This is a genomic window from Neobacillus sp. NPDC093127 (assembly GCF_044754175.1).
In the GTDB taxonomy this organism is placed as follows: domain Bacteria; phylum Bacillota; class Bacilli; order Bacillales; family Cytobacillaceae; genus Neobacillus.
Genome location: NZ_JBIVOP010000020.1, coordinates 67,152 through 91,022, shown reverse-complemented (window position 1 = coordinate 91,022; position 23,871 = coordinate 67,152). Strand labels below are relative to the sequence as shown.

19 protein-coding genes are annotated in these 23,871 nt (G+C 33.1%); 14 read left to right on the top strand and 5 right to left on the bottom strand.

Features of this window, described 5'->3' with window-relative positions:
* Window positions 1-92 precede the first annotated feature (92 nt).
* Window positions 93-752 (bottom strand): hypothetical protein, encoded by a 660-nt coding sequence (locus tag ACIQCO_RS22465; protein ID WP_400432935.1) that lies wholly within the window; start codon window positions 750-752, stop codon window positions 93-95.
* Window positions 753-955: 203 nt separating this feature from the next.
* Here ACIQCO_RS22465 and ACIQCO_RS22460 point away from each other — a divergent pair, with 203 nt between their 5' ends.
* The 3 genes from ACIQCO_RS22460 (at window position 956) to ACIQCO_RS22450 (ending at window position 4,111) form a co-directional block, all read left to right on the top strand.
* Complete coding sequence (locus ACIQCO_RS22460; protein ID WP_400432932.1) at window positions 956-2,041, top strand: DUF4297 domain-containing protein; 1,086 nt, start codon at window positions 956-958, stop codon at window positions 2,039-2,041.
* Between the two features lie 45 nt (window positions 2,042-2,086).
* A complete protein-coding gene (locus tag ACIQCO_RS22455) occupies window positions 2,087-3,775 on the top strand; it encodes a hypothetical protein (protein WP_400432930.1) in 1,689 nt (562 codons plus the stop codon).
* A 114-nt stretch (window positions 3,776-3,889) separates the two neighbouring features.
* Entirely contained in the window at window positions 3,890-4,111 is a 222-nt protein-coding gene (locus ACIQCO_RS22450; RefSeq protein WP_400432927.1) for a hypothetical protein, read from the top strand.
* 699 nt (window positions 4,112-4,810) lie between these two features.
* On the opposite strand, the gene ACIQCO_RS22445 is transcribed toward ACIQCO_RS22450, so the two are convergent.
* Together ACIQCO_RS22445 and ACIQCO_RS22440 are read right to left on the bottom strand one after the other, a co-directional pair.
* Window positions 4,811-5,089, bottom strand: coding sequence for a hypothetical protein (locus tag ACIQCO_RS22445; protein WP_400432925.1), 279 nt, complete (start codon window positions 5,087-5,089; stop codon window positions 4,811-4,813).
* A 173-nt stretch (window positions 5,090-5,262) separates the two neighbouring features.
* Window positions 5,263-5,640 (bottom strand): DUF3888 domain-containing protein, encoded by a 378-nt coding sequence (locus tag ACIQCO_RS22440; RefSeq protein ID WP_400432922.1) that lies wholly within the window; start codon window positions 5,638-5,640, stop codon window positions 5,263-5,265.
* Between the two features lie 425 nt (window positions 5,641-6,065).
* Here ACIQCO_RS22440 and ACIQCO_RS22435 point away from each other — a divergent pair, with 425 nt between their 5' ends.
* Window positions 6,066-6,206, top strand: coding sequence for a hypothetical protein (locus ACIQCO_RS22435; protein WP_400432919.1), 141 nt, complete (start codon window positions 6,066-6,068; stop codon window positions 6,204-6,206).
* Window positions 6,207-6,743: 537 nt separating this feature from the next.
* Here ACIQCO_RS22435 and mutM read toward each other — a convergent pair.
* Window positions 6,744-7,613: a bifunctional DNA-formamidopyrimidine glycosylase/DNA-(apurinic or apyrimidinic site) lyase gene (mutM, locus tag ACIQCO_RS22430; RefSeq protein ID WP_400432916.1), complete on the bottom strand. Its 870-nt coding sequence runs from the start codon at window positions 7,611-7,613 to the stop codon at window positions 6,744-6,746.
* Window positions 7,614-8,897: 1,284 nt separating this feature from the next.
* Here mutM and ACIQCO_RS22425 point away from each other — a divergent pair.
* From ACIQCO_RS22425 to ACIQCO_RS22395, 7 genes are all read left to right on the top strand, one after another.
* A complete protein-coding gene (locus ACIQCO_RS22425) occupies window positions 8,898-9,644 on the top strand; it encodes a hypothetical protein (RefSeq protein WP_400432914.1) in 747 nt (248 codons plus the stop codon).
* Window positions 9,645-9,700: 56 nt separating this feature from the next.
* On the top strand, window positions 9,701-10,414 hold the full coding sequence (locus ACIQCO_RS22420) for an Ntn hydrolase family protein (protein ID WP_400432912.1): 714 nt from the start codon (window positions 9,701-9,703) through the stop codon (window positions 10,412-10,414).
* A gap of 121 nt (window positions 10,415-10,535) precedes the next feature.
* Window positions 10,536-11,324: a CPBP family glutamic-type intramembrane protease gene (locus tag ACIQCO_RS22415; protein ID WP_400432909.1), complete on the top strand. Its 789-nt coding sequence runs from the start codon at window positions 10,536-10,538 to the stop codon at window positions 11,322-11,324.
* A gap of 229 nt (window positions 11,325-11,553) precedes the next feature.
* Window positions 11,554-12,486, top strand: a complete 933-nt coding sequence (gene rnhC, locus ACIQCO_RS22410; protein ID WP_400432907.1) for a ribonuclease HIII — start codon at window positions 11,554-11,556, stop codon at window positions 12,484-12,486.
* Between the two features lie 11 nt (window positions 12,487-12,497).
* A complete protein-coding gene (locus tag ACIQCO_RS22405) occupies window positions 12,498-13,784 on the top strand; it encodes a tetratricopeptide repeat protein (protein WP_400432904.1) in 1,287 nt (428 codons plus the stop codon).
* A gap of 47 nt (window positions 13,785-13,831) precedes the next feature.
* Window positions 13,832-14,941, top strand: coding sequence for a type II toxin-antitoxin system RnlA family toxin (locus tag ACIQCO_RS22400; RefSeq protein WP_400432902.1), 1,110 nt, complete (start codon window positions 13,832-13,834; stop codon window positions 14,939-14,941).
* 32 nt (window positions 14,942-14,973) lie between these two features.
* Window positions 14,974-15,330 (top strand): type II toxin-antitoxin system RnlB family antitoxin, encoded by a 357-nt coding sequence (locus tag ACIQCO_RS22395; protein ID WP_400432899.1) that lies wholly within the window; start codon window positions 14,974-14,976, stop codon window positions 15,328-15,330.
* A 231-nt stretch (window positions 15,331-15,561) separates the two neighbouring features.
* Here ACIQCO_RS22395 and ACIQCO_RS22390 read toward each other — a convergent pair whose 3' ends face one another.
* Complete coding sequence (locus ACIQCO_RS22390) at window positions 15,562-16,404, bottom strand: DNA-methyltransferase (RefSeq protein ID WP_400432896.1); 843 nt, start codon at window positions 16,402-16,404, stop codon at window positions 15,562-15,564.
* A 250-nt stretch (window positions 16,405-16,654) separates the two neighbouring features.
* Here ACIQCO_RS22390 and ACIQCO_RS22385 point away from each other — a divergent pair, with 250 nt between their 5' ends.
* Genes ACIQCO_RS22385 through ACIQCO_RS22375 form a run of 3 tightly spaced genes read left to right on the top strand, consistent with a single transcriptional unit; the run spans window position 16,655 to window position 23,859 of the window.
* Window positions 16,655-19,531, top strand: a complete 2,877-nt coding sequence (locus ACIQCO_RS22385; protein ID WP_400432893.1) for an SNF2-related protein — start codon at window positions 16,655-16,657, stop codon at window positions 19,529-19,531.
* A gap of 15 nt (window positions 19,532-19,546) precedes the next feature.
* Window positions 19,547-21,169, top strand: coding sequence for a site-specific DNA-methyltransferase (locus ACIQCO_RS22380; protein WP_400432889.1), 1,623 nt, complete (start codon window positions 19,547-19,549; stop codon window positions 21,167-21,169).
* Entirely contained in the window at window positions 21,169-23,859 is a 2,691-nt protein-coding gene (locus tag ACIQCO_RS22375; RefSeq protein ID WP_400432886.1) for a DEAD/DEAH box helicase family protein, read from the top strand. The genes ACIQCO_RS22380 and ACIQCO_RS22375 overlap by 1 nt, the downstream gene beginning before the upstream one ends.
* The last annotated feature ends 12 nt before the right edge of the window (window positions 23,860-23,871 follow it).

The following is a 23,871-nucleotide window of genomic DNA, read 5'->3' as shown; positions in this document are numbered from 1 at the left end:
GTGGGTGGTAAATAAGCTGTCTTTTAGTGGTAAATTCCTTGGCATTCGGTGGTAAAAACTTTGTCACTGGTGGTACATTTAGATGGCCGTAATCAGCTCAATCCAAATTCTTTGCCAAATTTAATAAATAGTATTTTATCTCCTTTTGAAATATCGTAATTCGTCAATTTATCTTTCGGGCACCAAATACCACTTACTGAAGCTGGTTCAATATTCATCCTCTTATAACCTTTATAAAAATTGGGCGATTGGCTCATTATCCAAATATTGAAATGATTGGCTTCTCTACTAAATAACTGTTTATTAAAAAGTCTATCGAAGTTTTCTTTTACGTACCTTTCGAAGTCTTGTTTATCTAATTCAAAAACATCGATATCATGATACTTTTCAATAAGACCTAAAGGTAAATAATCATGTCTAAGAACAATCATACAACCTGAATCTTTCTTGAACTTATTGAATTTCTCCGCTTCATCTTTATGATAATTAAAATCTGATGATAAAAACTTAATTTCACCAGGTCTTCCTTTTACACATTTGTCCCCTTTTATTACAATTTTATTTACATCAGGAAATGTAGTTTCGATGGGTTCCAGGTAAGAAACAGGAACTATTTTATTCTTATAAGATAGCTTACCAGCAACAACTACATGCTTCATCATTAACTTATTTTCAGCAAATCGAAGCATCATATATTCATAAATTATTCTTTCATGTATGAAAGCCTTCGCATTCGACTTAATGTTTATCATTTTAGCACCTCTATATAGTAGAGGATTCCCAATTTATGTAACACAGATGTGATTTTTAACCTTGGTTATTTTTGGTAGGAACAAAGGTATGTATCTTTCGACAGCATCTTCAATAATTTAAATGGTAGAATTACTCCCTAAATAAAGGTAAAATGTATGTAGAATATTCTGTAAAATAGCAAATCGAATTGCGAGTTGAGTATATGGATTTAAAACAAAAAATTGCTGAACAACGCCCGCGAGAAAGCAGCGGTTCAAGGTCATCGAACCGATTTGACTATCAAAAGGATTGGGCTATATTAAAATTGCTTGAACTACATAAATCTGGAAAAGATTATCTTTTAGTAATGGATTATTATGATGACATCATTATTTTTGACTCTGAAACTTCCCCGGAAAATATGGAGTTCTTTCAAATAAAAACAAGTGATGCAAATTGGACACTTAGAAGGTTGCTAAGTAGAAAGAAAGGGGAAAAAGGACCCCTTCCTTCTATTATTGGAAAAATGTATGGATGTAAATTACAATTTCCAAATCACACATTGTCATTAAATTTTGTGTCAAACGCATATTTAAGTATCGATTTAAAGGAAAAGAAAACGAAGAGTCTATCCAAAAGGGAAATCCCTTTTACCGAAATATGTGATAAAAAAATAACCGAAGTCATAAATCAGTTAAAAGAGGAACATTCGCTAACTGAGGACCCCGATTTTATGGAGATTACGTTTTTTAGAGTTTCTGACTTAATCCTTAATGAACGGGAAACTTTTGTTAAAGGGAAACTAAGTGATTTCCTTGAAGAACTTAATCCAAAGGGAACATTCAAAATAAGCCTTGTTTATAACACTTTGTTTGACGAAGTAAAGCGGAAAAATAACTATGAGGGTAATATCTATGATTTTGACGAGCTATCCAAAAGAAAGGGTATTAGTCGAAGCCAATTTACATCAATAATTAAGAACTTTATTGGTGCCGATAATAAAGTCGAAAAAGTGTGGTCGCTGACCGAAAATCGACTAAATACCGAAGGGATGCCAATCGTTGAATTAATAGAACTTAAGGAAGCATGGGACACTTATAAATTTGAAAAAATGGATTTAACCAACAACTATTTGCAGGATATCCGAAAAACAATAAAAAATTTAGTCGAGCCTTATCGAGAGAATAAATTGTTATACAACGAAATTATTCTGCCTACCTATCAAGATTTTATTGCTACCCATAAAGTTGATTTATACAGTGAGCAGTATATAAAGGCAATTATTTTAATGGAGTTGTATGGTATATGAATGAAAATTTTAGGAAGCTAATTCGAAATTTGAGGTTAAAAAACTATGAAGAAATTAATTTTAAAAGAAATCAAGCTGGTCTCTCTAATGGAAAAAAGGGCAAGAAAAATTCCCTTCCATCCAAAGATAACGATAATAAAGGGTGATAATCACACCGGAAAGTCGTCCTTAATAAAAAGTATTTATTGGACATTTGGGGCGACTCCAAAGAATCTGCATCCCAGATGGCAAAAAGCAGATATCATTTCAGTGATTGATTTTTCTATTGATGATACATCCTATTCAATTTTGCGAAAAGGCAGCTTTTTTGCTGTCTTTGATGAACAAAAGAATGTTTTAGGAACTTTCGACAAAATTACAAGAGGGCTTGGTCCATTCTTGTCAAAACTGTTGGATTATAAAATTAAATTAAACAATAAGAGCAATGAGCTTATCACGCCGCCACCAGCATATTTCTTTCTTCCTTATTATATTGACCAAGATGTAAGCTGGAAAGAAAACTGGGCAGCTTTTGAAAACCTTGGTCAATTAAGTAACTGGAAACACAATATTGCTAATTATCATACGGGAATTAAGCCTAATGAATACTATGAAATTAAAGCAAAAATAGAGGTGATACAAAAACAAGTTGACGAATTGGAAAGAAAAAAATCCGTTTCGAAAAATGTATTAAACAAATTATTGGAGCAATTACAGACTCTTGTTGTAGATATTGATATTAATGTTTTTAAAAGAGAAATTGACGAGTTAATGAATAGCTACACAGCCCTAAAAGTAAAGGGTGAAAAAGCAAAAGAAAAAATTGTAATGTTAAAAAGCCAAAAGGTTCAGGTCGAAAAGCAAGTAGCCATCGTCAATAAAACGATAAACGAACTTAGGAAGGATTATGAATTTTCACTAAAACTTGCTGATTCAGTTGATTGTCCAACATGTGGTCATACTTATGAAAATACCTTTGCTGAAAGATTTTCCATTGCTCAAGATGAAGATAATTGCCAGGATTTACTCATTAAATTGAAAGAAGAATCAAAGGAATTAGATGAAAAAATCGCAAAGGAATATGAGCAATATAATAAGCATAATAACGAAACCATAAAAATAAAGGCTTTATTGGAGAAAAAGCAAGGAGAAATAAAATTAAAAGATGTCATTCAGCACGAAGGAAAGAAAGAGCTGAAACAAATACTAGAAACTGAAATAAGAGGTCTTCAGGGTGATATAGCTGAATTTGAAGATGAAATAAAGGACCTGAAGGAAGAACTAAAAACAATTGAAGATAAAAAAAGACAGCAGGAAATTAAAAATCAATATTTCCATCAAATGAAAAGTAATTTATTAATGTTGGAAGTTCATACTATCGAGGAAAGTAGCTACAAAGCAATTGCATCAACTATAAAAGAGACTGGCAGTGGTTTACCACGAGCATTATTAGCTTATTATTACAGCATATTACATACAATACAAAAATACAGCACTTCCATATTTTGCCCAATTATTATCGACTCACCCAACCAGCAGGACCAAGATGAAGAAAATTTAAAGAAATTGATGGATTTTATTTTTAATGAGCAGCCAAAAGATTCACAGCTAATTTTAGGATTGGTGGAACTGGGGGATTATGAATTTGAAGGGGAAGTCATTGAATTGACTGAAAAATATCACCTCCTTCAAGAAACACCTTATGATGAACTCGCAAGCGAAATAAGAACATTGTTGGATAAAAGCCTTCTTTAAAAAACGCTGCTTTCGTAAATTTTGTTGCTAGTTTGCCGAAATGCATAAAAAAATTATAATTAAGAAGTAAATCACTATTTAAACCTGAAATGCAGTGTATAAGGAGGATTATCTATGGCTATTACAGTAAAAGTTTCAGAACTGCTTAAAATGGCTAATGAACTGAACAAAGATAAAATTGAGTATGTGGAAATTGAAATATTAGAAGAACAAGAATTTGATGGAGAAACTATTCCAGCAATTCTGCATTTTGACGCTTACGATGGTCACGGAGGCGGGATTGACTACAATGGCATAGAAGAAGTGAAAATTAGTGCTACTTATAAATTTGATTAGTACGCATTCCGAGGATAAGGTTCAGTAGAATCATTAAAGAGATAGGATATCTTATTTAGGGATATCCTATCTCTTTTTTGTTCAAAAGCAACTTTTACTTCGAAAAGAGGATTTAAAAAGAGAAGCTAGGGGTTTCGGAATCATTTAGGGTAAAAAGTATAAATTAATAACATCAAAAAAATGGCTTGGGGTAATTCTAAGCCGTTCTCTTTTGAGATACCCGTATAGGAAAAAGCAAATATAAAAACAGTGTGTTTCTCAAATGAAATCCCACTGATTTTAGCATGTTAATAGGAATATTATGTAAAAAATATTTTTAGTGGTTACTTCAACTACCATGAAAATAAGTTTCTTCAAGAATAGAAAATTGACAACACTAAAAAAGACCCTGCTCTATCGTAAAAAAAGAGGAGAGCGTTAATTAATAAGCCTATGGATTAGGGTTGACTGGATTAAGGTCAATATCAGTATAGACACTTCCTACCCATTTTCATTCTCTGTGGTGCAGCGACGATTTTCCGCTGCATGGATGGCTAACGGGCAGATTAGCTCAACAAGAAAGTAAAAAAGGTTATTATTTCCAAATGATATAATAGAATAAATTTAATTCATTTAGTTGAGGTGAGTAGGGGGCTATTGTTCTAACAATCGATATCGTAAACAAATATAAAAAAAGCTCCAGCAGCAGCCGGAACTCTTTTATCTATATTGTCTTGTCAATCTTTGAATATCAGTTTCTACGGCGAAAACACGTTTATTCAAAGCATCAGTTTTATCATCAACATATCTGATTATTCTTTCATTGGATTCGTCAATATGTTGCACATTCTTTTCAATATATGGTGTCAAATCCGTGCCTATTGAGGATTTAAGATTATCGACCTTATTGTCTACGCTATCGACTTTTGATTCTAAACGCTTGACATCAGTGCTAAGTTCATCTAATTTCTTCAAAATTTGTTGTAAGATTTCTTCCACCAAAATCTCCTCCAATTTCTTTCTTTTATTTTAGCATCCTTTTAACTTACATACAAAGACTACTTGTGTTTAGAACTAGTCTGTATTAAAAGCAGCTTTTTCTTCTTGTACTAACGTTGCAGGTTAGCAAAAAGTTGTAATGATAAAAGGACAGGGGAGTCTCCCTTGTCCTTTTAGACATCATGAATATGTTTATAGTCGATTACTTCTTGACCACCAGAAGCAATTCTAATTGTAATTTCATCAATTCCATTCCCAATATGGGGTCCATAATAAGGAAAAACTTTAACCGTTACTTCATAAGCAACACCAACACCATACAATTGTTTTATATTAGTAATTTCAGTCTCCCAGCCTGCCCATTGAGGAATTCCTCTTGGTGTGTCCTTATAGATTTCTGCCAAAGCCTTATCAATCGAGGGGTCGAGACTCCTAATTAAGGCATATTTAATCATTTCATTGTCGGTTTCTTTTTCAGTCGCTTGAACAGGGAAAGAAAAAAGACAAAGCGTTAACATTGAGACATAAATTAAACCTAAGATTTTCTTCATAGTTATCACCCATAGCTAGTTTCCCCTTTTTTAAAGAATCTAATTAAAGTAATGGGGGCGTTACTCGAAAGGGTTAACGCTTTCCCTTATTGAAGTAAAGGGCAGGTTAGTCGCTTGACCCATTTATTACCAGTAGTATAAGTATTAAAACAATTTAGAAGAATAAGTATAATTGTTGATAAAGATTCATTTATAATTAATATTCAAAAATATGAAAGTGTAGTTTGTCTAAATTACGGCTTCTTGCTCTAATCATTGAAGGGGCTGAGGTAACAGCGGAATAAGAAATTTTTTCTGAAAAATAAAAAATAACGTGATTTTTGTCTTTTTTATGATATGATAAGCATGTCCACCTTTGTTTTTCATTTTAAATATCTCCTTTTTAATTTATACTCTTCAATTTAAATTAGAAAGCAGGGGAAAGCATGGACAAAAAAGCTATTCTGAATTTTAGTTTTGCGGGATTGGGCGTGGTTTGTTTTCTTGGATTTGTATACACTGTAGATGACAAAACTATTGAGAATCTTAATAAGCTAAAATCTGTTGTGTTTGACAAAAAAAAATAAATCATCAATTGTATTTTAGGGTAGCTTGAATAGCTACCCTCTTTGTTTTTTTTTAGTAAAGTAAGTAAAACCAAAAACCGTCACATCTAAGGAAATGGCGGTAGAGTTTATCTATTTTCTTCATACAAGTTATAGCCAATTAGCATAAGTACAAAAAGAAAAAATGCACCTGCCCAAAAGGTTAAGTTTGTGAAGAAATACACTTAAGCTAACGGGGGCTTTAGCAGAAGAACAAAGTGACATAAACGAGGGAACTTCAAATGAAGTTCCCTAATTTTTTGATTTTGATGAAAATGCTATTGGCGTATGAAATCGCACACGAAAACGCAAGACCATAATTTTTATTATGGTGTATGCTAATGGGTATGTGATTTAAGGTGCGATTTTAACCCTAATTTCCTTAATAAACCTTAATAAATCAATAAAAAGGTGGAGCAAATTCCATTGATAATTGCTCTGCAAAATGTGTTGCTTTTATATATGTTTTTATAGTTGCGGGTACTCCAAAAGAGAACGGCTTAGGGTAATTCCAAGTCATTACTTTTTTTGACAACTTGGGCAATAGAATGAAGAACGATTGTCTATTCTTACATTTTCTAGAGGATGCCCACATTCCGGACAATCCTTTTTACCATATACTTTGAAGTGTTCCTGAAATGTTCCCTTCTGACCTTCGGAATTTACGTAGTCTCTAATGGATGAACCGCCTAATCTAATAGCCAATGCAAATGTTTCACGGACATGTGATAATAGTTCCATTAGCTTTTTATCTGTAATGTCCTTGCTGGGTGTCATTGGATGTATATTTGCTTTAAATAAACATTCACTCGCATATATATTTCCAATCCCCGCAATTATTTCAGGTTGCAGAAGTAATTTCTTTATAGGTTTATTTTCAGAGGTTTTTCGTCTCATGTTGGCAATAAACCTTTCTGGAGCATTTTCATCAAATGGGTCAGGTCCGATTTTTTGAATGGGATTATAATTTAAAAATTCTTTTTCTTCTAAGGCACCTACCCACCCAAAGCGCCTTTGGTCAGAGTAAACCATCGAAGAATTATCATCCAACCTAAATATTATATGAATGTGTTTTCGATATTTAGGTGTTATTTCATTAAAGTCTTTTACTACGAAGAACGCCCCTGTCATACCCAAATGCGCAACTATAAACAAATCGTCAGAGCTTTTATTTTTACCTTTAAAGATTAAATATTTCCCTTTACGTTCCAGCTCTAATATTTTTGTATCAATTAATCGATTTGAAAACAATTCAATATTTTGTCTACCAATTGATTTAATTGGCATTGTTATTTTATCATGTAAAACTTCAACAGTTTTTATTGTTTTACTGCATATATTTGGACTTAGGCTATTGACAACCTGCTGTACTTCGGGTCCTTCAGGCAAGGTGGTATTCCTCCTGTCTATAATAATTATTTGGTAGACAAAGTATTGTCCATTATATTACAAAGGGGAAATGAATTCTACAGGAGATTATTTGAAATAATTAAATTTCCACGATTCGGTGTTTATGGCAGTTAACGATATATATTTTGTTAGTTTGAATATATCACTTTGCGGTATTTTGAATTAATAATGATGAAAGAGGAAATAAATAGGGGTAAAAAAATATAAATTAATGGAGGTGGGTTATGTTTGTCTACCTTTGCAATGTGTATGAACTGTGCATGTAATGAAAATGAAGTTGCTATATACAAATGCTACGAATGCAACAAAATATTCTGTTCTACTTGCTCCAATGGTATTTTCTTTTCTTCGCGTTGTCCATCGTGTGATGGAAGTGGGGAACATCTTGGAAGAATTAATAAATAACTTGGTGATTTCAAATTCAAAAAAGAGGGGGATTAGAAGCCCCCTTAATCAAAATCTTGATGTTAATAATTTTTTACCCAAAAAGAGCTTGTAGGAATGAAATTTATAAACAAAAGTAAATACTATTCTAGCTATTGCTAATCCTCTTTTATATTATCTGAATAAGCCAACCACACCAAATAAACCCGGAAATGGAATTAAACTAAATACAAATCCTATTATTGCGAGTGCAATAGATATTGAGGCAGCTGAATTTGAACGTTTTTCGATAACTATATGTTGAGTCACATTTATTCACCACTCTTTTTTATTTTTTATCATTCCCAGATTTTACCACAAGCATTCACTCCTTCTTAAATATCCAATAATTTCGAGGTGATTAGGCTAGTAAAAAATTTTGTGTGAATGTTGTAGTAATAAAGTATTTGGAAATACTAGTAATGCTACTAGGAGGATAGGGCAATGCTGGGGAGCAACCTGAGCGCCTAGTAGTGTTCTGTACAAAAGGAGAGGGGTAATACCCTCTTTTTCTTTTCCTTTTGGGAGAACCAAAAGCGATAAACCCATAGGGCGTAGCCCTAATAATTAACTAAAAAAATGAAACACGCAGAATAATGTAAGACATTCTCTTTTGAGAAGTAGTTTCTATAACAATCTAAAAAGTATCTAAAAACAGAGCAAAATTCGCATAGGAATTTGCTCTGTTTTTTTACAATGTCTGGGGAGTGCTGTAATAATAATAAAATTTTTGAAGGAAAAACAAGTATACTCATAGAATTTTTAAAAATAAATCCCATGAGTGATTTTTTTATAAAGTTAATATTAGTGATTTTTTGTATATAAGCGGGAGATGATTTAATGGCATTTAATTCTTTTCAAGAAGGAATTTTTGAATTGCTACAAAAGATGGCGACACTTTATCAGCAAAAGTCATCGGATAAAATAGTTAGCCCGAAAATTCAGAGGGGAACTAAATCACCAATTAGTGGTGCTTTTGAAGAAGAATTTACGAAGTTGTTGGCAAATACTCTAGAAGGAAATTACTACTACATTATTGATTTTCAACTTAGTAAATATTACTTGAATGGGACTTATACTTATAAACACTTTAGACCAGATGTACTTATACTAGAAAAAGTTAATGAAAGAGAAAGTATAGTACGGGCAGTATTCGAATTAAAAATTGACATTTCGTATGCTAGTGACTATTGGGTTAATGAGATGAAGCAAAGACTTGACTATTTTACTGATTTTATTGTTAAATTTAGATTATTTAAGACAAAATTAATCGAACACGATTTATTTTTAGAAATAAATCATAAAAACGAACCGGCAAGAACAGACCATATTATCTTAAAACCTTGTTCGGAGTTAAAATCAATAGGTTTGGTTTTATGTAGGGATAATGACCACAATAGATGGGATTCAGTCACGTCAACAGAAAATGTTTCAAACGTTAAAGTATTCTACCTATCAAAGGAACATTTGAATAAATCGTCAATAGACCTAGAAAAATTGCGTGATGTTAAAAATATGGAACCTTTACAACAATGGAAAGGGCTGGAAGATTATATGAGGAATGAGATGAATCTGATTTTTAAATAATTACAAAATTGAATGATAATAAAAATTAAACTTATTGAAAAGGTGAGGAAGCACTTTTGACTGCAATAATTGGTTTTATTGATAATAATGGGGTTTTTGTCGCGGCTGATAGAAGAAGGACAAATGGAATTCAAAGAGATTTGGCTAAAAAAATATTTCCGATAATTGGGTCTAAAATTTATATTACTTCTGCTGGTTCTGAAATGGATAGTACCAGAAATAAAGTAATAAGTGAAATTACTAAAAACAAAGTAACTAACTTAAAAGATGTTGTAACGGTCGTACAACGGGAGTTTTCTTATGATTTCAAGCTATTGCAGCAAGAAATTATTAAGAGAAATGAAGAGAGAACTGTTACCGGGGAGCCATTAGAGAAAGAACCTGAACTTGAAGTAATTTTATTTGGGATTGATGAAAATCAAAATACATTTATTTTTACTTTAGATAGTGATGACGATTTTATTAATATAAATAAAAAAGCCGCAAATACTGTATATGGGACAGGGACTTTCGATAATATAATTCAACCGCGAGCAGAAAAATACTTTAACCATTTAAAAAATGGAAAGCAATCAATTAAACTTGATGAATGGGCTTATGTTACAATGAAGGATTTTGTAGGAAGAACACTTTTAAAAGAAACAATAAGTTTTCCAATCGATTATGTGTTAATAATTTCAGAAGGAATTTTTAATGGTGTGCATCCAACTGATGATGAAACAATATTTGCCCCTCAATATATAGAACGTTTTAATTATGAGTTAACCTAATTGGTTAACTTTTTATTTTGAACCGACAGCTTTATAACTTGCCTGTTTTTTATAATGAGCTTGTCATATCCCATGTGCAATAGGAATAAAAGATTATATATGCATGTTGGGAGGATTGAATATGGCAATAATAAAAAGGATATTCCTTTTTTCAGTAGTATTATTTTTTTTTATGTTTTTACTTCTGTATCTCAATGAAAAATTAGAATTAGGTATGAATGATACACATGTAGAACTGATGGTTACTCCGTTTACCGTTTTCATGTATCTTCTCTTTGTTTTTCCAAACTTAAGAAAAGATTTTTTTAAAAGGTTTTGGGCTAAAGATAATTTAACATACTCAATTTGTTTTCCAATATTGGTTTCAATTTTTCTAGTTTTTCTGATAAATATTTTCCGTCTAGTTCCACTAATGTTTGGAAGTGGGTCTGTCGTAGGTGTAGGGAAAGGTCAATATATCGAGGAGGCTGACCTTAGTTTATTGGGAGGATTATTATTTCATGCCTTTTTTCCAACTTTTTCTGAAGAATTCCTATTTCGTTACTTGTGTTACGGAGGATTGTTTGTATTTTTTACCTATACTATACTTCAAAAGCCTGGAAATGATAATAGTCAAAGGACTACAAAATTTGAAAGATGTGTTGACTGGTTTAGAACAAAATTATTCGTAGAAAAAAATAAATACTTTGTACTTAGCTGGCTTTTAATAATTACTACATGGTTTGCTATGATACATGAACCTGATATAACAAATTTTTACGGATATTTTATTCCCGGATTAGTCTTCGGGATATTCTTTTTAAAATATGGATTTTTATCAGCTTGGTTATCCCATGCATCTTTTAATGCCTTATCGGGTGTTGCTTGGACTATAATATTAAATGTCTCATCCGCAAATGGAATTATATAGAACTTCCAGAGGACAGAAAAGGGGTCGTTGTATTACGACCCTTTTTGTGATATGAGGGTATTTCTAGCAGTTCCTCTATAGCTGTTTATAGCAATTAAGCTTTATATGATTTTTGCAGTACGAACACTATTTTTATATCCATAATGTGGATGTTGGAATTGACAGAATTAAGTCGAAGTATGATACAATTAAAAATAATGTAAATTGTTTCAATAGCGGGGAGATAACGATGCTAGCTGGTAAAGATAAATATGAGTATTTTGAAAATATCAAGCAATTATTAGTTCCAAAGGGTTTCGCTGTCTCTGATGTAAAAGAGATAAATTATGGACTTCAATTCCTTATAATAAATGGGAACCAAAATGGATTAGTAAGGATTTATGAAAGTAAAAAGGGTATAAGGTATGACTTATCCCAGGTAAAGGATTCGGAATTTCTTTGTCGTATTGAAACTTTTCTAAATCAAGGAACGACTGATTTACGCTCGAAAACTCCAGTCAAAAATGCAAGTGGGTCCGCTGTAATGGCATTGCCTGATGATTTAATTGGAACAGATGAATCAGGTAAAGGTGACTATTTTGGACCACTAGTGATTGCAGGTGTGCTAGTCACGAAAGAAACCTCTACTATTTTAAAAGAGCTGGGAATCATGGATAGTAAGAAAATGAAAGATAAAACCATACTGGAACTCGCTCCAAAAATTAAACAGCTATGTCCGCATTCAATCGTACCAATTGGAAACCAAAAATATAATGAGCTTTATGATAAAATCCAAAATCTCAACAGACTTCTGGCTTGGGGACACGCCAGGGTCATTGAAAATATTTTGACTAAGCAAGAGTGCAACACAGTATTGTCAGACCAATTTGGGGATGAGAAATTAATCCAAAAAGCACTTTTGGAAAAAGGAAAAACTATTACTCTTCATCAAATGCCTCGTGCAGAAGAAAATATAGCAGTGGCAGCGGCAAGTGTTTTAGCTAGAAATGAATATGTTACTAGACTAGAGCAAATGTCATCTAGTTTCAGAATAAAATTCCCGAAAGGGGCTTCTGCTACTACAAAGGAAAGTGCCAAGCGATTTGTATCCCAATACGGTTCAAAAGAGTTGAAGAATGTAGCTAAGCTTCATTTTAAAACCACTCAACAAATTATGGAATAAATGGTGATGCCATGAATGAATTATACCAACTAAAGGAACAGGCAAAATCACATAGACAAAGTGGACAACTAGAAGAAGCTTTATCCATTTATCAAAAGTTGTGGGGGAATTCCCAAGATAAATATGATGGGGTTGGTCTTCTCCATTGTCTACGAAAATTGAAACGATTTGATGAAGCAATTCCGTTGGCGAGAGAGTTGGAAAAGAAACATCTTGATTTAAACTGGTGCCGTATTGAAATTATATGGACTTATATTGGTGGTTTTTTAAACCAACTAACCGAAAAAGATTCCTTGAGCAAGACTCTCAATATAGCGAATCATATTATGAAATTAAATCCAGATGGACTCGCGTTGCAGAAGGTTGTTTTCTCGGTTCTTAAGAAATCAAAACAATATAAAAAATGGGATATTTCATGTGAATGGGTGGATAAGATAAACCCAGAAAATATTGACGATACCCCTATAGAAACGAATAGAGGGAATACAGGTTGGGACTATGTTTCAATTTGGTATCTTCATAAAATCCGTTGTCTAATCCACCAAGGGTTATATGCGGAAGCCGTTGAAAGAGTTGTTTTTGTTCTCAGCAAACCGAATCAGAAGGAAAAGTATTTTAAAAGATTACAGGCACTGGCATATTTGAAGCAGGACAAGCTCAACGAAGCTGAAGCTATCCTGCATCCATTAATCCAGGGAAGAAGAGTAGATTGGTGGATATTACATGACTATGCCAATCTTCTGAATAAAAAGGGTGGTAAAGTACAAGCTCTGCATTTTATGTATAAAGCGGCTGGTTCTGAACGTAGGTTAGAGGGGATTTTATCACTGATTTTAGATGCAGCCCAACTTTCTAAAGAATTAAATAAGATAGAAGAATCCTATTATCATTTTCAACTGTTCAAACTGATAAGAGAAAAAAATAGTTGGAGTGTACCAGTACAAATTGAAGTCGTGTTACAAGAGTTGATACAGAAAGAAGGATTTTCTGCTCAGGTATCTTTTTATGAGGCGTTAAATAAATGTCAAAATTATTGGGGAAGCAGTGACTCCATTCAAAGAAACTTCCAAAAATCGAACAGGACAATAAGAAGGTCACTGTCAGGAAAATTAGTAAATGTCAAGGATGGAGCACCTTTTTGTTTTATTCAATCAGGGGCAGAATCATTCTTTTGCTATGTAAATGATATACCCTCTCCAGCAGCTGAGGGCTTGCTCGTTCAATTCGATGCCATTCCTTCCTTTGATAAAAAGAAGAACAAGGAATCTTGGAAAGCTAGTAACATAATTGTCTGTTGAGAAAATTTTATGCTATGATGTACAAGCATACCTTAAGGAGAATTACCGTGACAGAGAAAAATATTTTTAAAGGATTAAATTTAGATAGAGACAAGCTGCCTGAATGGATTCAAGAGTTTGCCGAAATCCGATTTTCATCCTTTCAGATTTCTGATATCAATCATATTGGCGGTACCCAACATCGCTGCACCATAGAAGCGGACTCTAAAGATATCATGGTTGATTTTTACTTTGCTCAGAGTGGAAAAACTACGATTCGTCCTGTCGGGCAATATGTAGATTTAGGGGTAGAATTAGCTGCACACATCCGTGGGAAACAACAATTTGGCATAGCGGATAGAAGTGGAGACTATTCCGTTTGTCCGTTGGCTGAAGAAGAGTTTCATTTAATCATAGAATATTTGGAAGATGAGTTGGATGGGGTTAAGAAGATAAATGAATCTTATAATGAAACACAAAAATACAAACTTTACCAATTTCAAAGTAAAATTGCAGATAAGATTACTTTGAAGTATTACCAAACGACTCGAAGATTACAGGTACAAGGTAAACCGATGTATTTATATCAGGAAGTAACCTGTTTACTTGCAACTCATTTTCCTTTCGACGAGGTGATTAAAAATCAATCGGAGTTCTTTAATGTCGAAATTCGTCCTGAAGAAGTTAGGGAAGAAATGCAGGAATTATTACCATCTGCATATAATTACTTAGGGGAGAACCTTAAAAAGATACTTGCAGGGTCATTGGCTTTACAAAAAATCGATATTCCTTTAGAGGATTATTCTCCATTTGTGTTCCCAGTTTTAAAGACCTTAGAGGGTTTTATTAAAAAAATCTTACTCTCAAATAATATCAATGTTTCAAGGAAAGAGGGCATAGACAGCATTGGGGAACTGTTTGGGTATAACGGAACAAACAATACGTATGTATATTTATCGAAAACCGGGACAGAACTAGATGATGTAACCAAATCGTGGGTTGAAACGTTATATAATTATTACAGAAAACAAAGACATAATCTCTTTCATGTAGAATCTCAAGATGTTTTTACCCGCATTATTGAAACTAAGCAGGAAGCTGACCGTATCATTGCAAAAGTGATAGACTTGGTGGAGAGTGCCCACGCTGAGATTACGAAAGCAACTGTTTCTAATTAAAAGTCCTTTTTCAGAATAAAAAGGTGATGACGATGAAAAATTATGAAATTCAAAAATTGAATTATGATGACTATCCATTTGTGATTTACTCAACTTCTTATGTAAATCCAATAGAGGACATTGACCATATAGAGGAGGAGTTAAAATTACTGTTCAAAGGAAAAGTAATTTTTGACCTTCTGCTTTCTAATGGTGCTTCCTCTAATCGATTTGTTGAAGCTGAATTTGATGGGGACAAATTCAATTACAACTCCTTTAAAGCATTACCAGAGATTGATAATTGTATTGCGAAATTATCATCTGATTTTTATAGGAGGCACTCAGATTTGCTAGAAAATAGCATTTTGCCAAATGCACATCAATTTCTTATCAAAAAGGGCAGAATGTAAAATGAGCATCTGTTATTTACGAAGGAAAGGGATTTTATTATAATTCCTTTCCTTTGTTGATTTTTATTCTAAAAGTAAAAGTAAGAATATGATAAATTATTGTAGATTATTAAATAAGCCGAAAATACCTAAGTGTTTATTCATCACTTGTAAATTTTCGACTTTTTTATATTTAAAAAATATAATGACAAAAACAGCATTTTTAATAGCCATACACCTTAGTTTCCTTTTTTAATTACGATTATAGTATTTGTCACCTTCTTGTGTTAATTTATGAAATTTAATTAATTCATTTATGTAATTTGCATTTAATTCATATCCAATTGCATTTCTACCTAATTCAATTGCGTTTCTTAAGGTTGTTCCAGTCCCTGAAAAAGGGTCTAATACAGTTTCATTTTCTAGACTAAATAGCCTAATCAACCTAATTGCTATTTCATCTGGGAATGTTGCTTTATGCGATATATGTTTCAAAGAATTAATTTTCCAAATTGGGTGAAGCCATTCTTTAAGAATTTCCTTTGGAATTAAATTTAAAGATTGTTCTTTCAGTCGGTCAATAACATCTCTTTTCCTGTTCCCAGGTTTTCTAAATACTAAAATGTGTTCTGTTAGTAAATCAGTATATAGAAAAGGTGGAAACCCAAAATCCTTATACCCTCCTTTTCCCACAGAACCATAAATGATAGTCGACTTAGCCCCTTTTTTTACACCTAGCTTTTCCCATATAAAGTGCTGAAATAAATCAAAATCCATTTCTTCTGTAAAGAAATTAATAATATCGGATTGTAAGGAATACAATCTGGGTCTCCCGGTTTCTTTATATCTGCCACTCCTAATATCACCGACATTTATGCAAATAAAAGCATCCTCTTTTAAGACTCTCATGCATTCATAAAAATGTTTTTTTAATTGATATAAGTATTGTTTATAGGATAAATTTAAACCTAATTGTTCCGGATGTTCATAATCCTTTAAATTCCAATATGGTGGACTAGTAATAATTAAATCAATTGTTCCGGATTTTATTTCGCTCATACGAGATGAATCTTTGTTGTAAATTGTTAAATCCAAGACATTTCCTCCCTTCTAAATAAAATGGATATGCCCTGAAATATATTAAGTTGTAATCAGGTTAATTTCTACCTTCTATATAGTTATATAAAAACTTCTTTTCCCTTCAAAAATAAGTGAAACTTAGCTAGTCCTTAGAGTCTGGGTACAAGGAAATGATGTTTTTAAAACCTTTTATTTATTGGTAATTTCGTCCCAGTCAATAAAATGGTAGAATAGAATACGAGAAAAGAAATAAGGTGATTGTAAATTGAGTACAAATTATCACAGTCAATACTTCGCTTATGAGTTAACAAAGCAAAATGCATCCAATACGGTGGGACGTTTAAGCCAATCCTTAATTAATGCTACTGTTGACTTGAACCCACATCAGGTTGAAGCAGCTTTATTTGCATTTCGTGCTCCACTTGAAAAAGGAGCTCTTCTAGCTGATGAGGTCGGATTAGGTAAAACTATTGAAGCTGGACTAGTAATTAGTCAATTATGGGCAGAAAGAAAAAGGAAAATACTCATTGTTGTTCCACCTCCATTGCGTAAACAGTGGAACCGAGAGTTGATTGAAAAATTCTATATTCCGTCTATTATTTTGGAAAGTAAGAACTATAATGAAATTCTACGAATGGGTAATTTGTATCCATTCCAACAGAAAGACCAGATTGTTATATGTTCCTACCAATTTGCACGAAACAAAGCACTGGATATAAAACGAACACAATGGGATTTGATAATAATCGATGAAGCGCATAGGCTGCGAAATGTATATAAGAAATCAAACAAAGTATCAAGGGTACTTCGAGAAGCTACTGAAGGGAATCCTAAGCTACTTTTAACAGCTACGCCTTTGCAGAACTCACTTATGGAGCTATACGGTTTAATTAGTTTCATCGACCCTCACTTGTTTGGTGATGAGGTAACATTCCGTAAGCAATTCGGTCATGGTACTAAAGAGATGACTAAGAGGGATTTTTTAGACTTGAAGCAACGAATAAAGCCAGTTTGTCATCGTACTTTACGTCGCCAAGTTACAGAATATGTACCTTATACCAAAAGGATTCCGATAGTTCAAGAGTTTACTTCAAGTGCACTTGAATGGGAACTATATGAAAAAGTTTCATCCTATTTACAAAGAGAAGATATTTTTGCTCTTCCTAAGAGTCAAAGGAATCTTATGACATTGGTTGTCCGAAAAATCCTTGCTTCATCTTCTTTTGCTATATCGGATACACTTCTATCATTGGTGAATAGATTAGAATCTTCACTTGCTGAAGTGCAAGCAAACCAACAAAATGAAATATATGGGGATATTGATGAGTTCGACGAGACTGTAGAGGAATGGGGAGATTCTTCTGATGAAGATTCTAATGATGAGATTAATGAAGAGCCTTCATTAGAAGAAAAACGTAAAGAAATCCTAAGAGAACGGGATGAGTTATTCTCATATTATCAACTGGCTACCTCTATAACAGAAAATGAAAAGGGAAAAGCTTTACTTACTGCTTTATCTAATGGTTTTGAAAAGCTAAAAGAAATCGGGGCTAATGAAAAAGCAATAATTTTTACTGAATCGAGAAGAACACAGGCATACTTAAAAGATATGTTAGAGCAAAGTGGTTATGTTGGAAAAACCGTTATGTTTAATGGTACTAACAATACCCCGGAAATTAAGGAGATATATGAAAACTGGTTGGTTAGCCATAAAGACGATGACCAAATTACTGGTTCTAGAATGGTGGATACAAGAGCTGCACTAGTTGAACATTTTAATAATGAAGCATCGATAATGATTGCCACTGAATCTGCTGCTGAAGGAATCAATTTACAGTTCTGTAGCCTAGTTGTTAACTATGATTTACCTTGGAACCCTCAAAGAATTGAACAAAGAATTGGACGGTGCCATCGATATGGGCAAAAGCACGATGTGGTAGTTATCAATTTCTTAAATAGAAAAAATGAAGCTGATAAAAGAGTATTTGAATTACTATCAGAGAAGTTTTGTTTATTTGATGGAATATTCGGTTCTTCAGATGAAGTTTTAGGGTCACTTGAATCAGGAGTGGATTTTGAAAAACGAATCCAACAAATTTATCAAAGTTGCCGGACAGCTGAAGAAATCCAAGTAGCATTTAATCAATTACAATCGGAACTTGACGAACAGATACAAAATAAAATGAATGAAACAAGAAAAAACCTTCTTGAAAACTTTGATGATGAAGTCAGAGAAAAATTCAGAAACCATTATGAACAAACAAACCTTCAAATGAATAAATTAGAACGTTTTCTGTGGGGGCTGTCTGAATTTGAAGGAAGCAATCAGGCAATCTTTAAAGAGGAAACACTTAGTTTTCAGATGTTGTCAACAAAGGAAAAATATCAAATGCTTTCGCAAGTTAAAAAAGCATCAAAAGATGGGAACGTTCATCACTATCGTTTAGGACATCCTTTAGCAATTAACTGGATTCAACAAGCTAAAAGTCGTACATTGGGTCCAAAAGAACTAATATTCCGATATTCCGATTATATTGGAAAGATTAGTGCTCTTTCAAACTTTGTCGGTAAAGAAGGATGGTTATCCCTAGACTTATTGCAAGTAAGTTCTGCTGAAGAAGAGGAGCATTTAATCTTCTCTTGCGTAGACCATGATGGAAATCAAATCGAACAAGAGATATGTGAAAAAATGTTTGATTTACCGGCAGAAGAGGGAGAAAATTTAGTTATCTCCGAGCCGATAAGGAATTTATTGTTAATGGTGAAGAAGCATCAGGAGACAGCCATTTTAAATGAGATACAGGACAGAACTAATGACTTTTTAGACCGTGAATTAGAGAAATTAGATAAATGGTCAAAAGATTTGAAGGACAAGCTAGAAATTGAACTAAAAGAAATTGATTTAGAAATTACCCACTTACAAAAAGAAGCTAGAATGACAAGACAAATAGCTGAAAAGCTGGAAATAAATAAAACGATTCGTGAACGTGAGAAAAAAAGAAGCGAAATGAGACGAAGTTTATATGATGAACAAGATGAAATTGACCGGCAAAAAGAGCTTCTATTTATTGAAGTAGAAAAGAAATTGGAACAAAAGGTAACAAAGAAACAATTATTTTCACTAAAATGGAAAATCGTTTAATAAAAGAGGGGTAATATGATTAACAATACAAAATTAGAATTGACATGGATAGGAAAAGAAGTTGTCCCCAAATTAGAGCCAAGAATCCTATTAGAAGATAAAAATCTCTCATATAGTTCAGCTTCAGTACGAGATAATAGCATATTTAATAACCGATTAATTTATGGAGATAACTTGTTAGCGTTAAAGGCTTTGGAACAAGAATATAGAGGAGAAATTAAATGTGTCTTCATAGACCCTCCGTATAATACAGGTAATGCTTTTGAGCACTATGATGACGGAATTGAGCATTCTTTGTGGCTGTCTTTAATGAGAGACCGATTAAAAATAATTCATAATCTCCTTAAAGATGATGGCTCATTATGGATATCAATAGATGATGATGAGGTACATTATCTTAAAGTTTTATGCGATGAGGTCTTTGGAAGGAAAAACTTTGTTGCAAATGTTATTTGGGAAAAGAAATACACTCTATCCAACGATGCAAAATGGTTTTCTGATAATCATGACCATATTTTAGTATACGCTAAAAATAAAAATCTTTGGTTTCCTAATAAAATGCCACGTACAGATGAAATGAATAAAGCTTATAAAAATCCTGATAATCATCCCAAAGGACCTTGGAAATCTACTCCTTTACATGCTAAAAGTGGTTCTGATAAATCAAAAAACTTTAGTTATACATTTAAAAATGGCGTTGAGTGGAGTCCGCCACCAGGCACTTTTCCTAGGTTTTCACTGGATACACTTGCTAGATTAGATGAGGACAATGCAATATGGTTCGGAAAGGATGGAAAGGCAACTCCTTCAAGAAAGACATTTCTTTGTGATTTAAAGCAAGGAGGTATTCCTCCTAAAACTATTTGGAAATTCGATGAAGTCGGACATAATCATGAGGCAAAAGAAGAGGTAAAGGCATTTAATGAAGAAGATGTTTTTTCGACTCCAAAACCGGAAAGATTACTTCATCGAATAATCCATTTAGCTACCAATCCAAATGATATTATTTTAGATTCATTCGCAGGGTCTGGTACTACTGGTGCAGTTGCACATAAGATGGGACGTAAGTGGATTATGATTGAGTTAGGTGAACATTGTCATACTCACATAATACCTCGTATGAAAAAGGTTATTGATGGCAATGACCCTAATGGAGCCACTAAACTTGTCAGTTGGAACGGTGGAGGAGGATTTAATTACTATCGTATTGCTCCTAGTTTATTGGAAAAGGATAAATTTGGAAACTGGGTTATCAGTAAGGAATATAATTCTTTTATGCTTGCTAAGGCAATGTGTAATCATAAAGGATTTAAATATAATCCTGATGAGACTATATATTGGAAACAAGGACAATCAACAGAAAACGATTATATTTATGTAACAACCCAATTAATTAATCGTGAGATTGCAGACCAGATTCAAGAACAAATGAGAGAAGATGAGACACTTCTAATTTGCTGCAAAGCATTTACGGTAAATGTTGATGACTATCCAAGTATTACATTTGAAAAGATACCAACTTCAATATTAAAGAATTGCGAATTTGGAAAAGATGACTACAGCCTAGAGATTGAAGCACTTCCAAAGAATGAAATGTATGAACAAATCGACATTTTTGAAGAGGAAGTTGATGAATAATGAATAGATATATAAATAACATCTCATCACGTCTTAGCCTTAGAAAACCTCAAAAAGAGTCTTTAGAGATTTTAGCCGATATCCTTGAGACTATTGAGTTAGGTAGACATGGACTAGATTCTGTAAAAAATGAATTAGAAAAAATAAGTTCTTTGTATCCTTCTGTTGCTGATTTTGAGAGGGATTTCCCCTCTCTTTGTTTTGCTTTAGCTACTGGGGTTGGTAAGACTCGGTTAATGGGTGCGTTTATAGCATACTTTTACATAGCTAAAAAGATGAAGAACTTTTTCGTTTTAGCCCCCAATTTAACAATTTATAATAAATTAATTCAAGATTTTACACCAAATACATCGAAATATGTATTTAAAGGGATAGCGGAACTATCGATTAATCAACCAATAATTATTACAGGAGACAATTATGAGGAAGGGGTAGGAGTTAGAAAACAAAGTTTATTTGGTGAAGATGAAATACATATAAACATTTTTAACATTTCAAAGATAAATTCTGAGGTGCGCGGTGGTAAATCCCCTCGTATTAAACGTTTGAGTGAATATATCGGGCAAAGTTATTTTGAATACCTTGCTTCATTACCAGACTTGGTTTTACTTATGGATGAATCGCACCGTTATCGTGCTTCTGCTGGTGTTAAGGTGTTAAATGAATTAAATCCTGTACTTGGAATAGAGTTGACCGCAACTCCACAAGTTGAAACGGGAACAAAGACTATTCCTTTTAAAAATGTCATCTATAGTTATCCATTATTCAAAGCTATGGAAGATGGTTATGTAAAAGAACCTGCTGTAGCAACTCGCGAAGATTTTAATCCTTCTCAATATAACGCAGAAGAATTAGAAAAGATAAAGCTAGAAGACGGGATTTTAGTACATGAGGAAACTAAAGTAGAGCTGGAAGTATACGCTAGGCAAAACCATCTACAAACTGTAAAACCGTTTGTACTTGTAGTTGCCCAAGAAACAACTCATGCTGAACAATTGTCAAATCTTCTTCAATCCGATGACTTCTTTAATGGCAGTTATAAAGGTAAAGTTATCACTGTCCACTCAAATCAAAGAGGAGAGGAAAAAGACGAAACAATTCAAGAATTAATGGCATTAGAAGACCCCAAATCAGAAATTGAAATTGTTATTCATGTAAATATGCTAAAAGAAGGTTGGGATGTTACTAACTTATATACATTAATCCCACTACGTGCAGCAAACTCAAAAACTTTAGTTGAACAGTCAATTGGACGTGGTTTACGTCTCCCGTATGGAAGACGAACTGGTGTAAAAACTGTTGACCGGTTAACAATTATTGCTCACGATAAATTTCAAGAAATTGTTGATGAAGCAAATAATCCTAACTCAATAATACGTAGTGGAGTATATATCGGTAAAGATATTGCTAAAGAACAAAAGAAAGCTGTTACTGCTTCGCCAGTCCTTGAAGAAACGATTGTTAATGAAGTAGAGGAGTTAATAGTTAAAAAAATCACAGAGCAAAAACCTGAAACTAAACATGCATTTAATCTAGATGAAATCAAAAAAGTCATAGATTTGGTCCAAACCAAGGTACAAAGTCTAGAACATCTTCCAACCTCAAAAGAATTAGATAAAGAGGATGTCAAACAGCAATTAATATCAGATGTTAGAAATGAGTATAAGATAAATCAACTAGACTTGTTCCCGAAAGAAACTGAGCAATTCGTTATTGAGGTTGTAGAAACTTATTTAAAGAAAACAATTCAGCATAGTATTGATATTCCTCGAATACTTGTTCAGCCAGTTGGTGAGCTTTCATGGGGTTATAAAGATTTTAATCTAGAGGTCAGTAATATAAATTTACAGCCTGTGGAAGAAAAGATTTTAATTCAACATCTACGAACTCATGAACGTAATACTTTGCAACGAAATCAACAGCAATATGGTGAGGAGCGGTTGGAGGATTATTTAGTATCTGCTCTAATAGATTACTCAGATATATCTTACGATGAGCATGCGGATTTATTATATAAATTATCTGGCGAATTAGTGACTCATTTACAAAGCTATTTATTAAACGAGAATGCTGTTCGAAATGTACTTTTATATAACCGGACTAGGTTAGCGGAACTAATTCATATTCAAATGAAGGAGAACTATTATGAACACGCTACTGCTTACGAAGTGACTGTGAGCAAAGGATTTGAGACCCTGAAACCTGTTCATTACACTACAATGATTGAAAATGGGGAACGACAGTTTAGAGAACCTGTGGAAGATAAATCGAGAATCAAGAGCTTAGTATTCAGTGGATTTTTAAAATGCTTATACCGTACTCAAAAGTTTGATTCTGATAGTGAAAGGCGGTTTGCAGTTATTTGTGAGAACGATGTTGCTGTGGAGAAATGGTTTAAACCAGCAATCGGTCAGTTAAAAATATATTACGGTCACAGTAACGTTTATAATCCTGATTTTGTGGTTGAAACAAAAACTCAGAAATTTATTTGCGAGATAAAGAACAAAGACGAAATTGAGGATAAAGTAGTACAAGATAAGGCTAGGGCTGTTCAAAACTGGTGCCGGCATGCAACGGAGCATGAATTACAACACGGTGGTAAGGAATGGATATATTTGCTTATTCCTCATAATGATGTGAATGAAAATATGAGTATTGAAGGATTAACAGCAAGGTATCGTTATATCTAGAATCTTCCCCTT

Bases quoted from the DNA above. Each gene is read 5' to 3' on its own strand.
- ACIQCO_RS22460 (WP_400432932.1), top strand. From the start codon at position 956: ATGGATTTAAAACAAAAAATTGCTGAACAACGCCCGCGAGAAAGCAGC.
- ACIQCO_RS22455 (WP_400432930.1), top strand. From the start codon at position 2,087: ATGAAGAAATTAATTTTAAAAGAAATCAAGCTGGTCTCTCTAATGGAA.
- ACIQCO_RS22375 (WP_400432886.1), top strand. From the start codon at position 21,169: ATGAATAGATATATAAATAACATCTCATCACGTCTTAGCCTTAGAAAA.
- ACIQCO_RS22380 (WP_400432889.1), top strand. From the start codon at position 19,547: ATGATTAACAATACAAAATTAGAATTGACATGGATAGGAAAAGAAGTT.
- rnhC (WP_400432907.1), top strand. From the start codon at position 11,554: ATGCTAGCTGGTAAAGATAAATATGAGTATTTTGAAAATATCAAGCAA.
- ACIQCO_RS22395 (WP_400432899.1), top strand. From the start codon at position 14,974: ATGAAAAATTATGAAATTCAAAAATTGAATTATGATGACTATCCATTT.
- ACIQCO_RS22405 (WP_400432904.1), top strand. From the start codon at position 12,498: ATGAATGAATTATACCAACTAAAGGAACAGGCAAAATCACATAGACAA.
- ACIQCO_RS22435 (WP_400432919.1), top strand. From the start codon at position 6,066: ATGGACAAAAAAGCTATTCTGAATTTTAGTTTTGCGGGATTGGGCGTG.
- ACIQCO_RS22415 (WP_400432909.1), top strand. From the start codon at position 10,536: ATGGCAATAATAAAAAGGATATTCCTTTTTTCAGTAGTATTATTTTTT.
- ACIQCO_RS22425 (WP_400432914.1), top strand. From the start codon at position 8,898: ATGGCATTTAATTCTTTTCAAGAAGGAATTTTTGAATTGCTACAAAAG.
- ACIQCO_RS22465 (WP_400432935.1), bottom strand. From the start codon at position 752: ATGATAAACATTAAGTCGAATGCGAAGGCTTTCATACATGAAAGAATA.
- ACIQCO_RS22440 (WP_400432922.1), bottom strand. From the start codon at position 5,640: ATGAAGAAAATCTTAGGTTTAATTTATGTCTCAATGTTAACGCTTTGT.
- ACIQCO_RS22450 (WP_400432927.1), top strand. From the start codon at position 3,890: ATGGCTATTACAGTAAAAGTTTCAGAACTGCTTAAAATGGCTAATGAA.